General features: G+C 48.7%; 12 protein-coding genes. 3 read left to right on the plus strand and 9 right to left on the minus strand.

The genetic code is table 11. The features are described from left to right. The first annotated feature begins 15 nt into the window (after positions 1–15). Entirely contained in the window at positions 16–396 is a 381-nt protein-coding gene (locus tag LBPC_RS01475; RefSeq protein WP_003563142.1) for a PTS sugar transporter subunit IIA, read from the plus strand. 167 nt (positions 397–563) lie between these two features. After that, positions 564–1,562 (plus strand): IS30 family transposase, encoded by a 999-nt coding sequence (locus LBPC_RS01480; protein ID WP_016377049.1) that lies wholly within the window; start codon positions 564–566, stop codon positions 1,560–1,562. A 113-nt stretch (positions 1,563–1,675) separates the two neighbouring features. Here LBPC_RS01480 and LBPC_RS01485 read toward each other — a convergent pair whose 3' ends face one another. Continuing rightward, the gene (locus tag LBPC_RS01485; RefSeq protein WP_003574021.1) at positions 1,676–2,596 is read right to left on the minus strand and encodes an IS30 family transposase; all 921 of its coding nucleotides are present in this window, start codon (positions 2,594–2,596) and stop codon (positions 1,676–1,678) included. Between the two features lie 238 nt (positions 2,597–2,834). On the opposite strand from LBPC_RS01485, the gene LBPC_RS01490 reads away from it, so the two are divergent. Continuing rightward, the gene (locus tag LBPC_RS01490) at positions 2,835–4,076 is read left to right on the plus strand and encodes a DUF2325 domain-containing protein (RefSeq protein ID WP_003661483.1); all 1,242 of its coding nucleotides are present in this window, start codon (positions 2,835–2,837) and stop codon (positions 4,074–4,076) included. Positions 4,077–4,194: 118 nt separating this feature from the next. Here the strand turns inward: LBPC_RS01490 and LBPC_RS01495 are convergent, their stop codons facing one another. The 8 genes from LBPC_RS01495 to pepT all read right to left on the minus strand — a co-directional run bounded on the left by LBPC_RS01495 (position 4,195) and on the right by pepT (position 13,384). Then, entirely contained in the window at positions 4,195–5,397 is a 1,203-nt protein-coding gene (locus LBPC_RS01495) for a MalY/PatB family protein (protein WP_003661484.1), read from the minus strand. Then, a complete protein-coding gene (locus tag LBPC_RS01500; RefSeq protein ID WP_003661485.1) occupies positions 5,384–6,463 on the minus strand; it encodes a M24 family metallopeptidase in 1,080 nt (359 codons plus the stop codon). Before LBPC_RS01500 ends, LBPC_RS01495 begins: the two co-directional genes overlap by 14 nt. Before the next feature lie 190 nt (positions 6,464–6,653). After that, a complete protein-coding gene (locus tag LBPC_RS01505; protein ID WP_003661488.1) occupies positions 6,654–7,979 on the minus strand; it encodes a PTS sugar transporter subunit IIC in 1,326 nt (441 codons plus the stop codon). 36 nt (positions 7,980–8,015) lie between these two features. Continuing rightward, positions 8,016–8,354, minus strand: coding sequence for a PTS sugar transporter subunit IIB (locus LBPC_RS01510; protein ID WP_003661490.1), 339 nt, complete (start codon positions 8,352–8,354; stop codon positions 8,016–8,018). 48 nt (positions 8,355–8,402) lie between these two features. Continuing rightward, entirely contained in the window at positions 8,403–8,735 is a 333-nt protein-coding gene (locus tag LBPC_RS01515) for a PTS lactose/cellobiose transporter subunit IIA (protein WP_003661492.1), read from the minus strand. Between the two features lie 154 nt (positions 8,736–8,889). After that, positions 8,890–9,930: a M20/M25/M40 family metallo-hydrolase gene (locus tag LBPC_RS01520; RefSeq protein WP_003573383.1), complete on the minus strand. Its 1,041-nt coding sequence runs from the start codon at positions 9,928–9,930 to the stop codon at positions 8,890–8,892. Beyond that, positions 9,915–11,708: a BglG family transcription antiterminator gene (locus tag LBPC_RS01525; RefSeq protein ID WP_032781050.1), complete on the minus strand. Its 1,794-nt coding sequence runs from the start codon at positions 11,706–11,708 to the stop codon at positions 9,915–9,917. Before LBPC_RS01525 ends, LBPC_RS01520 begins: the two co-directional genes overlap by 16 nt. A 428-nt stretch (positions 11,709–12,136) precedes the next feature. After that, entirely contained in the window at positions 12,137–13,384 is a 1,248-nt protein-coding gene (gene pepT / locus LBPC_RS01530) for a peptidase T (protein WP_003661496.1), read from the minus strand. Positions 13,385–13,410 lie beyond the last annotated feature (26 nt).

The following is a 13,410-nucleotide window of genomic DNA, read 5'->3' on the forward strand; positions in this document are numbered from 1 at the left end:
AAGGAGTCTTTCGATATGAGTAAATTAGTTTTGATTAGTCACGGGCAACTGTGTGAGGAGCTTAAGAAGAGCGCTGAAATGATCATGGGTCCCCAAGACGATATTGCCACCGTTGCACTGTTGCCAAATGAAGGTCCGGAAGATTTTCAGGCCAAGTTTAAAGCTGCTGTAGAGGGGCAAGACGATGTTGTCGTCCTTGCCGACCTTAAAGGCGGAACGCCGAATAACGTCGCAGCCCGTGTCTTGGCTGAAGGCGGCAAGTTCGACCTGTATTCTGGCATGAACCTGCCGATGGTCATCAGTTTCCTGAATGCCCAGATGTTGGACATGAAGCCAGATCTGATCGGCGATGGTAAGGCTGGCATTGCTTATATCAATGACATTGTGAAGCATTAATCAGCCAAAAGGTTCATGGAAAGCTCGTGTCGAGTTGTGACGCGGGCTTTTTCTGTACGACGGATTTACAATTCAAGTGCAACAAATTAGTCAAATAGAAAAGACTCATAGCCTGAGTCCTTGTAAAATGGAATCACCACAAGACCAACTACAAGGAGAACTCGACTATGAGTCCGTACACCCATCTTACCTTAAAAGACCGTGAATCGATACTGCTTGGTATCTCTACAGGCAAAACTCTTGATACCATCGCCAAAGAGATAGGTCGTTCCAAGAGTACAGTCAGCCGTGAAATTGCACGTAACGGCGGCTGGCGGAACTATTCGGCAGCCACCGCTCAGGACCGCTACCGGCGGGTTCGCTTGGCTAGCAGGCGTCCTCGGATCCTCGATCGACCGGGGACTCGTGACGCTGTCATTCGATATATCACGGTGCTACATTGGTCGCCTGAGCAGATTGCCGGTCGCTTGTCACTAGAAGGCAGTCCTATTCGCATCAGCTATTCGACTATCTACAGAGGTATCTACCTAGATAATCTCGGTGTTCCATTGAAGAGCCATGGTGCTCGCGGGCTACCAAGGCTGCTTCGACACCGAGGCAAGACGCGCAAAATCAAAGGCACCATAAATGAACGCCGGGGGCGCTTCAATGACGTGCCATCAATTCACGACCGACCCCGGTCGGCAGAAAATCGCAGCTGGTTTGGTCACTGGGAAGGCGATACAGTACGCGGTAAAACAGGACACTCTGCATTAGTAACATTAGTTGACCGTAAATCACGCTATCTGCTTTCGAAGCGAACGGCCAACGCAAAAGCTGACACTGTTAGAGACGTCATGATTGAGCTGCTTGGTGCCTTACCAGCTAACCGAGTAAGAACAGTGACTCCTGACCGTGGAAGGGAGTTTGCCCGGTACAGGGAGCTGGCAGAACGTCTGAATACAAAGGTCTTCTTTCCTGACCCACACGCGCCTCAACAACGAGGAACTAACGAAAACACCAACGGACTGATTAGAGAATACTTTCCCAAGAACACAGACCTAGACCTTCAGAGCGACCAGGAAATTGAGACTTACATTGAACAACTGAATAATCGACCACGCAAGGTCTTAGGCTGGAAGACGCCATCAGAAGTCTTCATGGGTAAAAAGTTGCACTTGAGTTGACAATTCGTCACGCTAAAAATGAATTGCCTTAGTTAACAGAATGGCCCTGACGTCAAGAAAATAGTTAGATTTTTCAATAATTGCTTACTTAACCCTAGATTGCAATAATAAAGTTACCACCTAGAAAGAGGCTTGCTCACTGCTTGAACTGGGGTTTGCCAACGGAGACATTTTCTAGGTTTGTTATTGATAAGCGCTGTGGCTTGTTGAATATCGGTCTCTGAAACCTGATCAAACTGTGTTCCCTTCGGGAAATAGTAGCGAAGTTCTCGATTGAACCGTTCATTTGTGCCCCGTTCATTCGGGTGATAGGCGTGGCAAAAGTAAACCGGTATCCGATAGCGCTTTGTAAGCGCCTGATCGCAGGAAAACTCTTTACCGTGATCAACCGTCACTGATCGAACCGGACCCGGAAAGTCCACCATCAGTCTTGCAAATCCCTTGAGAACAGCATTTTGTGATAAGTTTTCAAGCTTAGTTGTCGCCATTAAACGTGTCACCCGATCGACAATGGTCAAAACAGCAGCCTTTGACCCGCGACCACCGCGAACTGTATCCATCTCTAAATGTCCTTTTTCGGTTCGCCGATTAGCTGACTCACTGCGAATCTCAATTGAGGTGCCTACTGCTTGGTTATAGCGCGACCGAAGGTCTTGTCTTCTTTTATGACGTTTACCGTGATCAAAGAGTTGGCTTGGCTGAAAATCGACTTGTCTTTGATAAATCCAGTGGTAAATCGTGTGTGGCGCACAGTGAACGGCATAACCGACCATTTCAGGGGACCAACCTAGGTTTAGCTTCTCAGTTACCATCCGCTTCAACTTAGGCGTTAAAATCGAGTGCCGACCACAACGATGCCGACAAGTATCGGCATGATCCTGAGCTATAATGGCGCAGTAATCACCTTCAGGGCAACGGTGAAGCTCATGCCTAATAGAAATACGAGAGCGGCCTAAGGTCGCGGCGATGTATTGAATCGTGTGGTGTTGCATCAGTTCTATCTGAGATCGTTCAATTAAGGTTATAATGGCCATGGGACCTGTCCTTCTCTCTAGATGGTATGTTATGCAAACACCATTTTAGCAAGAACGGACAGGTCTTTTTTCACATTTTCTGGGTGGTAACTTTAATTATGCAATCTAGGAACACAAAAATTTTGAAATCTTGTCTGTGATTACAAAGCTTGATTGATTCCAAGCTTAAATTCTTTTGAATTGATATCAATAACAGTACAATAAAGAAAATCAATCCTAAGTTGAAGGTGGGACCTATATGGGCGACAAGTCTGCAATAATTGAACTTATAAAAAATCAAATTACTGCTAAAACAACACAACTAACGACTGATAATATTCAAAAAATAACTAATGATATTCAAAGCTTACTTAAAATTCTCAATGACTTAGCAACAATTAAATTTGTTGCTACATCCTCAGTAACACAGGAAGATGAGACGACAGCGCTCACAACTGGTCAAGATAGGACACAGGCTGAAGAAAGACCAATAGCGGTTGCTGAGGTCAAAGACGATGTTGAGCCAGTTACAAGTGAGCAGGTGCCAGCCGCCTCCACCGAGGCAACCTCTGAAAAAGAAGTGTCATTCTTTTCTGAACATTGGTTGGATCAGCGTCACGCTTACATTGGCCGGTTTCACCTTGATTTAAATGGTGGGCATGTCGGTCCGATTAAGGTATCAGAGAGTAAGCTACATAAAATGGCAAATGCGCCGACAAATGGAGATTGGGTTAGGGCCGAGGAGATTAAGGACGACGAGCTGCTGCGCTACAAAATTACCACGCTGAAACGCGATCCCTTGCCGACCGAAATTGTTCGGCTGCAATTTTTACCGGCTGTCTATAGACAAGATGTCAAACGCTGGTATATTGAGGTTCAATCGCCTGAGCACGAAACTACCCAGCAATTGTTGCTCGGTGACTATGATGTGCTCTCATTCAAGCTGAAGCCAGGCGATTATATTGACTATGCTTACCGGCGGGGGCAAGAAATTGATGGCAAAATCGTTTGGAAGTACACGGCATCTGCTGTAGTCGCCACCCGAATGAAACGCCAATTTGCCAAATCTGCACTAGAAGCGTCGGCAGAAACAAAGCCTAGTCAGCCAGCGCCAGCCAAGAAGAAGGTCAGCGTGGCACCTGTGCGGCAACTACGCCAGGTTTTCGCCGATAAGTCACTGTTACTCGTTTGCATTGAAAACTCCGCCATGCCGCGCAAGGTGAAACGGCATGTTGAAGACCGTGGCGGCAAGCTCATTCTCTCGCCGCGTTCAGATTCGAACGCCATGTTGAAGAAAAAGGTTCAAAAGGCCGACATGGTCATTGTGACCACCGATTTTGTTGATCATGGACAGATGTATGCTGCTAAAGACGAGGCTAAGCGAATTGGCAAACCAATTTGGATGGCAAAGAATACCAATGAGCGAAACATGTTGCAATGGTATAAACGTCATTTTGGCACGCAAACGGCGGATCAAGAGATTGAGCAGGCGGCTGAATAAGGGTGCTGTATAACGGGACAAGAAAATGCCCATTTTCAGGTTGTGACGTGTGATCGTCGCCTGAAAACGGGCATTTTTCTTAGAAGAGTGTGGCTGTTGGTGATTTGGCCTTGCGGGACTATTTTGGGACAGGTGCTTCTTGCTGATGCCAAGTGGCGTAAATCGCGAGTATTCGATCTAAGGCCTCTTTGAGTAATGGCCGTGGCATGCCAATATTCAGCCGGACGAAACCTTCACCATCGGCCACAAAATAGCTGCCGACGACACAGGAAAGGTCGCAAGCGGTGAAGAAACGCTTCAACTCGGCTTCATCAGCAAACAGTCGTCGGACATCGATCCAAGCCAGAAAACCAGATTCAGCTGGCATCACCTGCATCTCCGGGATCTCAGCAAGCCGGTCACGTAAATAAGCAAAATTGTCAGCCACATAGGCGACCATTTCATCTAACCAAGCGTCACACTTGGTATAGGCTGCGATCAGGGCAGGTATGGCGAAACTGTTCGGTGAAGTGATTGAATTGGCGGCGAATTGTTGCGCTAACCGATCGCGAATCCCAGCGTCAGGAATGACGACATAGGACGTTTTTAACCCGCCTAAGTTGAAGGCCTTATTAGGCGACAAGCACAAAATACTGTGATCGCGAATCGCTGGGCAAGTCTGCCAGATGCTAGTGAAGTGGACGCCGGGATAAACAATATCGCGGTGAATTTCATCGCTTACCAGCAAGATGTGGTGCTGAAGGCAAAGATCACCGACCTGTTCGAGTTCCTCAGCCGTCCAAACACGACCAGATGGATTTTGCGGACTGCAGAGGATGAATACTTTCACATCTGGCCGTGCCATTTTGTCGGCCATATCTTCAAAGTCAAACACATAGCGGTCATTTTCTAGTTTTAACGGGCTGGTGATGAGCTGTCGCTGGTTGTGCTCAACGGCTTCGGCGAACGGATCATAGGCCGGTGTGTTAATCAGTACACTTTCGCCAACTGCCGTAAAGGTTTGAACAATATAATGCAAGGTTGGCACTGTACCGTAACTCAATTTCAACCAATCTGCTTCAAGTTCAAGCCCAAAACGGCGCGCGTTCCAAGCAATAACGGTTTCGTTAAACGCATCTGGGATATAGGTGTAACTATAGTCAGAAACTGCGGCGCGGGCCATAACGGCATCGTGAATCGGTGGTGCAACAGGAAAGTCCAGGTCAGCCAGATCCATTGGAATCGCGTTAGGCGTTAGGCCGAACTTCTTTGCCAACACACTATCGGCCCATTTGCGCGCGTTACCGGCTTTACGGTCAAAAAGGGTGTCAAACTGACTCATATTCTTGGTCCTCCAGTAACATCAAGTCTTTACTTGTCTGATTCAGCACCTGTGCACCAGTATCCGTGATTAGAACATCGTCTTCGATACGGACACCGCCGATGCCGGGCAAGTAGGCGCCGGGTTCAATGGTGACCACCATCCCCGGTTGCAAAACCGTTTGACTCTGAGGGTTCAGAATCGGTTGATCACCGCCTAGTCCGAGACCATGGCCCAATCCGTGGGTGAAACAATCGCCATAACCGGCAGCGGTTAACACGCCACGCGCAATCGCGTCAATCTCTCGCGCTTGCACACCGGGTTTTAAGGCATCAATAGCAGTGAGTTGAGCAGTGAGGACGGCATCATGCACGGTTGCGAGATCGGGCTGCGGTTCGCCGATTGTGAGGGTGCGTGTCATGTCCGACTGATAATCGTTAAGGACAACACCAAAATCAATTGTGATGAATTCACCGTTTTTAAGGCGGCGTGCAGTCGCCCGACCATGTGGCAAAGCGCCACATGGGCCGCTAGCGACAATTGGATCGAAAGCCATGGCAGATGCGCCCGCCTGTAATGCATAAAAGTGCAGCCATGCATTCAGTTCATGTTCGCTGACCCCGGCCCGAATATGCGGTAGCAAATGGGCAAAGACCTGATCTGTGACCTTACAGGCAGCCGTGATCGCTTGAATTTCCACGGCATCCTTGACCGCTCGACTTTCAGCCAGCAGGCTATCAGCTAAACTCAACGTCCAATTCTGTGCGGTCAGAGTCTGAAACTCAGGAATGGAGAACCCGGTACTGACAAGTGCGACCCGCCGACATAATTGAGCGCTTAAAAAGCTAACGAGTTCCGGTAAGTATTCGCCTTGCGGTACTTCAATATTGGTAAACCCACTGGTGTCAGCCGCTTCATTGCGATATCGGCCATCGTGAAATTGTAGCGCTTGGGTGGGGGTAACCACCACATACACGCCACTGCCAGGCAAGGCACCAACGTAGCGTTTGCTTTGACGATCGTGCAGCAGTAAGGCGTCAATTGCCTGCATCGTGAGTGCTTGTTGGATTTTTTTCAAATGTGTCATTTTGGCCTCCTATGGGTGCGTTAACTTCTAAGCGCGCTAGATCACGATCTCAAACGCGTTCACCAGACCAGAAACCTGTGTGTAAGGACCCTGAACGCAATGGCCCAAGCCCGGCCATCACGTTCAGGGCCGCTTACACTTCGGTTTCTAACCGGTCTGGTTCACGCTCTTAAGCGCGCCAGTTCACGCTCTAGAAGTCTAAATCCAGTCCAGCGAGGGTGTCTTCGTCTTCTTTTGAGAAAATGGACTTTTTCGCGGCTTTTTTGGCTTCGAGTTTTAGTTCTGCGCGTTCCATGACCTTGAAGAATGGCCAGTAAAGGGCGACAGCCAGCACGAGTTGGAGGGCGTTGGCGAAGATGGTGCGGTAGTCGCCGTTGGTTAGGAACCCTTCAAGGAAAACGCCGACATATGGTGGATTGAAAATCGGCTTGGCGATCCAGCCCCAGTGCATGAAGAACATCGGCAGCGTGCCAATGATGGCACCACCGAATACATGGGGGATGAACATGATCGGATTGAGAATGATCGGTGCGCCAAACAGGATAGGTTCGTTGATGCCAAATAATGCCGGGAACAACGAAATTTTGCCGATTTTCCGATAGCGTTTGCTCTTCGAGAGCATGCAGGCAACGACGCAGCCGATGGAAATGCCGCAACCGGTGAAACCGAAGAAACTAGAAACAGCACCAGCTGTGTAAAAATGCGGAATGGCTTCGCCGGCGTTCATCGCAGCGATGTTTTCAGCGATAAACGTGACCATAATCGGGCTGGTGATCGGGGAGAAGACCGATGAGTGGATGCCAAAGAAAAACACGGTGCAAATCGCAAAGTTGAGCAGTAAGACCGCCCATGGATTGTCCATGCTGCCGACCAGCGGTGCCAGAAAGCGGGTGAGAATACTTGGCGGCAGTTCGCCAGCAAAGTTCAGGAAGGCGAATCGGCCAGCGATAAACGCGCCACCAGTGATCAAGGTGACTGGAATCAGTTCGAATGAACGGGAGACAAAATCTGGCACCCCGTCAGGCATTTTCAATGTTAGGTGATGGGTTTTGCACCAGTGATAGAGCTCGACTGTCAGCAAGGCCACGATCATGACGGTGAAAAGTCCTCGAGCACCTAGATTGGTGACGTCTAACTGACCGGTTTTAGTGAACGTTGCGACCATCATCAGGAAGGCAAAACCGGACAAGGTGACACAGCCTGGAATATAGAGTTTGTAGTGATTGCCTAAGTTGTACGCGATGGATAAACAGGCATACAGACCAATCATGCCGATGGATAACTTCACCGGCAGATCGAACAAGTCAGCATTGCTAGTGATGAAAAGCGAGACAGCATTTTTAGGACCGAGCATGTTAGGCAACGCCGGAATAATCGTGAAAATACTGCCGAGGATGGTGAACGGTGTCATGGCGACCATCCCCGCCTTGATCGCGCTTAGATGACGCTGATTGTCGACCTTGTGTGCGATCGGCATGAAGAAGCGGTTCATGAAAGACTCGAATTGACTGAACATCGTATAATCCCCTCTCAAAGTCGTACCGATGAAACGTTAGCCAGCGTGCTTTTTTTGATACTTCGCATGGGTCAGCAGTGCTAGTTTCATAACCGTGGCGCCATCCATTTGGCCATACACATCCTTATCAATGACAGCAAATGGAATGTGCCGTGGATCACAGATTTCCCCAATGTGGCCAGTTTTATGACCAATTTGTGGTCCTACCAACACGATGTCATAGTTATCGATTTCTTCTTCAAGACCGTCCACGGGAATCGCGTCGAATTTAAAATCATCTTCGTTTAATTTATGGCTATCTTTGACCACCTTGGCCATATTTTGCATCAACATATTGGTGGAAAAGCCACCGGCACAGCACAAAAGAATTCGCATCATTATTTTCCTCCTTAGGTTTAGGTACGGCCATTGACCGATACCCTGTCACACATTGGTTTTCGTTGTTTGGGCTTCAAAAATGGTAATCAAAGTTTCAATCAAATCGCGTGCGAGTTGGCTGGTCATGTAGTGATCCTGCGCATGTACCATCAGAAGACTCACCGGTTCCGACGTCTGATTAGGATCAAACTCGCGGCAAATCATTGCCGTCTGGGCGTTATGAGCGGCAACATCAATCGCCTTAGCCTCAGCCAATAAGCTGCGGGCTTTGGCAAAATCCTGTGTTTGCACCGCCTGCAAGGCCGCAAATGCCTTGGTTTTACTCTCACCGGCATTAGCAATCAACTGCATAATTTCTAATTCTTGGGTCGTTGCCATTGGGGTTAATCTCCTTTAGAGCGCGAGCAGGAGCGTTTAGGAATCGGAGTGTAAGCGGCTTTGAAGTGAAAGAACCGGTTTTTGGTTCTTTTGCTTCAAGGTCCTTACACGTAGATTCCTGCGACTGCGAGCGCGTTTTATCGGTACCAGACGATCAAAATGAACGAGCTTTCTCCGCCGTTGCCACGGTCAGTCGTCGACACATTGCGGCATATAAAGCGACCATTTGATCCACATCCTGTGCCTGCGCTAACGATTGGGCACAGTGACCATAGCGGCATGGCAGAATTGTGACGACAGTCGGAATGCCAACACCGACTTTATGGGCTTCACCACCGTCAGTACCGCCACCGTTAAACATATCCAGCTGCAGCGGCAGGGAGGCGGTTGCGGCAGTTTCTTTCACAAATTGTTGCAACGTGCGATTAGGTGCCAAGGTGCGGTCAAAGTGCGTCAGGATCGGGCCGCTGCCGACTTGGCGTTGGTTCACTTCGCTACGTTCGCGCGGATTTTGGAAGGTGGCGACATCGACGATAAATGCGAGATCAGGCTGGATCAGTTGAGTTGCGGTTTTCGCCCCTCGAATCCCGACCTCCTCACTGCTGGTCGCGGCAAAACGTAAAGTAAACGGTAACTCATCTTCAGCTAATTCCTGCAGCAGGCGTGCGCCGACATAACAGCCCAGCCGGTCATCAAGCGCCTTACCGCCAAAAACGCCATCTGCAGCATACTCGGTGAAGTCAGTCGAAAAAGTGACCATGTCGCCAATGGTGATCCCAAGGGCTGCGACTTCTGCTGCGCTATTGGCACCAACGTCACATAGAATCTGATCAAATGCGGCCAAACTCTCATCACGAATGACCATACCCGGCAGTTTTTGGCCAGAAACCGTGGTCACGCGGACGCTTTGCCAATGACTTGCCAGTGGCTTAACGCCGCCAACCACCATCAACCGCAACAGACCTTCAGGCGTTATCGTGCGCACCATATAGCCGACTTCATCCATATGACCGTAAATCATGACCGAAAACGCTGGTTTAACCGTTCGTTTCGTGAAAATCAATGAGCCAAGGCCATCAGTCTGAACTTTTAGATCGACAGGCTTTAGATAATCGCGCAAAATGGTGCGAACCTCGCCTTCGTTGGACGCGATTGCATCTGCGTTACTTAGCGCAGCCATCAGTTGTAAATCCATGTTTGCTCTGCTCCTTCCAGTGCCGTGCGTAAAATGTTAATGAATCGGGTGAAATCAGTTTGGTGGACGAGTTGCTCGATGACATCTGGCTGTTGCATTAAGGCTGCTAATTGCGTTGTTAGTGTGCGATGCAACGGTAGCTGATCGCGTTTTAATGCGATTAACCAGACTAACTTAACCGGTCGAGAACTGCCGCCAGCACCATTTGGCAAGACCACCACCGCAACGGCGTTCTTTTCAGCATTGAATGACAGGGGATGCGGAATCGCAATGCCGTTGTCATAGATGGTTGCTAAAAAGTTTTCCCGCTGCATCACTGATTCGGCATAATCTGACTGACCACAATAAGAAGTCATGGTGGCGGTCAGTGCGAGCAATAAAGCGTGATAATCTGCCGCCTGACTTGTCTGGAAAAACAACGCCGGTGTTAGTAAATCGACCAACGTGTCAGTATTATTGCTGCGTGCCGCCATTGATAGTTCGTGACGCAGGTTGGCAAAATCCAGATCAGATGCCAATTCATCAATCCGAACGACTGGACAGTCAAACGTCTCGGTTAACTCAGTCACCGTGAACAGTAAATCTGGTTCAAGCTCATGAATTGCAGTGAGTTCATTAAGACCGAATGTCTGGATCACAGCCTCAGGGAAAATGCGGCGCAATCGTAAACACAATAACGTCGCAATCCCGCCGCCAGTGCCACAAAGAACTGCGATCTTATACAGCCGCCGACTCCAAGCCTCGTGTGCCTGTTCGAGCGGGACTAACAGATGAGTAGTCAAATAACCAATCTCGGTTTTTGGTACCGCTATTTGATATTCGCGAGTCAGCCACTGGGCAAATTGGACCGCCCAGTTGAACGCAATCGGGTAGTCACGGGCCAATGGTTCCAGACTTAACCCTGCCAAACTTTGATGTTTCTGCAATCGTCCGATCAGTGCCAACACATGAAAATACATGAGCGACAAAAATTCGGGATGGGTGGCGAAATCAGTTTTGTGCCGCATATCTAAAGCGGTGAAATAAGCTTGCAGTTTTGTTTTCAACAGGTCGTGGTCCAGCCGCGTGGTGAGTTGTTTGTGTTTCGCAGCGAAACTGACGGTCAAAAATTGCCATGCTTCTTCACTAAGCCGACTATCGGCTAATAAGCCAGCAAAAGCCGCTGTCGTTGGCGCAGGCACGGTTGCCTGGCCTTTGACCGCCAGTGACCAACCAACCTCGCCAGCAAACTGCGCCGTGATTGCTGGATCCAACCCCAATGGCATTAAACGCTGACACAAAGTCTGATGATGCGGCGGCAAGCCCCGTTGTTGTAAGGCATGAATGCGACTTTGCCATTCGCCTTGAAGTCGGATACCGTAATGTGCCTTACGTTCCAATTGCAGTGGTGTGCCAATCAGCAACTTTTCCAACTCGCGTAAATCGCGTTGCAACTGTTTTGAACTGATCAGCTCGTGCTCGGCTAACTGCGCCACTGTTAGATACTCGGTCGTGGTCAGCAAGGCGTGCATTAAGGCAGGCAATCGTTTCGCCGGCATGGCCGGTTGTGCTTGATCTTGCAAACTAGCTTGATAAGCAGCAAACTGCGCACTATCGGTGATGGTCAACTGATAACCCACATTGCGGGTAACCGTAATGATAAAACCGGTGTTGTCTTCATTTAATTGCCGAAAATCACTTTGCAGTGTTCGCCGCGAGACCCCCAACGTCGCTGCTAAAGCAGCTGCGGACATCGGCCCGTTGGTTTGTAAAGCGTTGATAATGGTTTGTTCACGCAATGACTCGCCCTCCAATCAGTAAGCGCTTCCATCAACATCGTCATTATGCCGGACAATATAACCAACAAAAAGTCCCACTTTTGCACCTGTTGTTGGCAAAAATGTCACCATTGCAAGTTTGTCCAGATGAAAGCTAAGAAACCCTGAGCATGCTGGTTTATCTCGTTATCCGTCAGGTAGTTTAACAACAAAACAGATTACTGACGAGGTGAAAGCGACTATAATACGATGAGAATCATTACCCGCATAATAAATAGAATAATATTAATAGCGTTGTTTCGTTAATTTCCATCTCCAAAGAGTGTTGTCAAAATATTCTGCAGCAACCATTGGCGATATTTTTATGCAAACAAAAAATCGTTTTTCAGATGATTTCTGAAAAACGATTTAGTGAGTAAATGATTGATCGTCATTGTATCAACTGTATGTTAGTCAACCGTTCCAGCTGCATTCAGTTCGGCCATATGGACCAAGGTCTCAGCAATTTTGCCCATCGCTTCAGTCGAAACTACTTCATAAGGACCGTGAAAGTTGATACCGCCATTGAACAGGTTAGGCGTTGGAATGCCTTGATAAGTAATTTTTGAACCATCAGTGCCGCCACGGAATGGAATTGTCTTAGGTGTCATGCCAGCCGCTTGAATGCCAGCTTCAGCTAAGCGCAGCGGATAGGGATCTTTGTTGATGATGTCGGCCATGTTGTAATACTGGTCATGCATCTCAACTTTAAACCGCGGATGGTCAAATGGGGCGTTCAACTCATCAATGGTTTTCATAAAGTAGGCTTTGCGCGCATCAAACTTTTGGCGATCAAAATCCCGGATAATATAAACCAACTGAGCATCGCTGATTTCGCCATGGAATTTCAGTAACAGGAAGTAACCTTCATGGCCGTCACTGAATTCAGGTCGATCGAACAGTGGCAATGCTGCATCCAATTGCCGACCAAGTGTATTGGCGTTAATCATCAAATCCTTCGCCTCGCCGGGATGAACCGAGGTACCTTCGATGGTCACCGTTGCCTGTGCAGCGTTAAAGGTTTCATATTCAATTTGGCCAGGATCGCCATTGTCCAAAGTGTAGGCAAAATCAGTCGCAAATCCCTTAGCATCAAATTTATCCGCACCAGTCCCGATTTCTTCATCAGGGCCGAAGCCGAATTTGATCAAGCCATGCTTCACTTCCGGATGAGCCAACAGATAACGGGCGGTGGCTACCGCGCCAGCAATCCCGGCTTTATCATCTACCCCCAACAATGTGGTGCCATCACCGGTAATTAAAGTTTGGCCAAAATACCGTTTCAATGCTGGAAACTGCTCAACAGTCAGGCTCAGGCCGTTATCAAAATGAATCGGTTTGCCATCGTAATTAGGATGCACTTGCGGTTGCACATTTTCCGCATTGTAATCCGCGGTATCCAAATGCGCGATGATCCCAAAACTTTTTGTCGGCTTGTCAATGTTGGCCGGCAGTGTGGCCGTCACAAAACCGTTGGCCGGATTAAGACCGACATCTTGGAGTCCCAAGTCCTTCAGTTGTGCGACTAAAAGCTTAGCCAATTCAGTCTGGCCTGGCGTTGAGGGCGTGGTGTCACGCCCTGGATAGGAGCGTGTATTGACCTTAGCGTACCGAATAAAGTCAGATTGTAACTGTGGCAAATCAATGTGTATTGTCAATGAAATCCCTGCCTTTCGATGAGAAA

This window comes from Lacticaseibacillus paracasei subsp. paracasei (assembly GCF_000829035.1).
Taxonomy (GTDB): Bacteria; Bacillota; Bacilli; order Lactobacillales; family Lactobacillaceae; genus Lacticaseibacillus; species Lacticaseibacillus paracasei.

What these genes read in the sequence shown, in the direction of transcription:
- LBPC_RS01475 (WP_003563142.1), top strand. Translation starts at nt 16, where the DNA reads ATGAGTAAATTAGTTTTGATTAGTCACGGGCAACTGTGTGAGGAGCTT.
- LBPC_RS01480 (WP_016377049.1), top strand. Translation starts at nt 564, where the DNA reads ATGAGTCCGTACACCCATCTTACCTTAAAAGACCGTGAATCGATACTG.
- LBPC_RS01485 (WP_003574021.1), bottom strand. Translation starts at nt 2,596, where the DNA reads ATGGCCATTATAACCTTAATTGAACGATCTCAGATAGAACTGATGCAA.
- LBPC_RS01490 (WP_003661483.1), top strand. Translation starts at nt 2,835, where the DNA reads ATGGGCGACAAGTCTGCAATAATTGAACTTATAAAAAATCAAATTACT.
- LBPC_RS01495 (WP_003661484.1), bottom strand. Translation starts at nt 5,397, where the DNA reads ATGAGTCAGTTTGACACCCTTTTTGACCGTAAAGCCGGTAACGCGCGC.
- LBPC_RS01500 (WP_003661485.1), bottom strand. Translation starts at nt 6,463, where the DNA reads ATGACACATTTGAAAAAAATCCAACAAGCACTCACGATGCAGGCAATT.
- LBPC_RS01505 (WP_003661488.1), bottom strand. Translation starts at nt 7,979, where the DNA reads ATGTTCAGTCAATTCGAGTCTTTCATGAACCGCTTCTTCATGCCGATC.
- LBPC_RS01510 (WP_003661490.1), bottom strand. Translation starts at nt 8,354, where the DNA reads ATGCGAATTCTTTTGTGCTGTGCCGGTGGCTTTTCCACCAATATGTTG.
- LBPC_RS01515 (WP_003661492.1), bottom strand. Translation starts at nt 8,735, where the DNA reads ATGGCAACGACCCAAGAATTAGAAATTATGCAGTTGATTGCTAATGCC.
- LBPC_RS01520 (WP_003573383.1), bottom strand. Translation starts at nt 9,930, where the DNA reads ATGGATTTACAACTGATGGCTGCGCTAAGTAACGCAGATGCAATCGCG.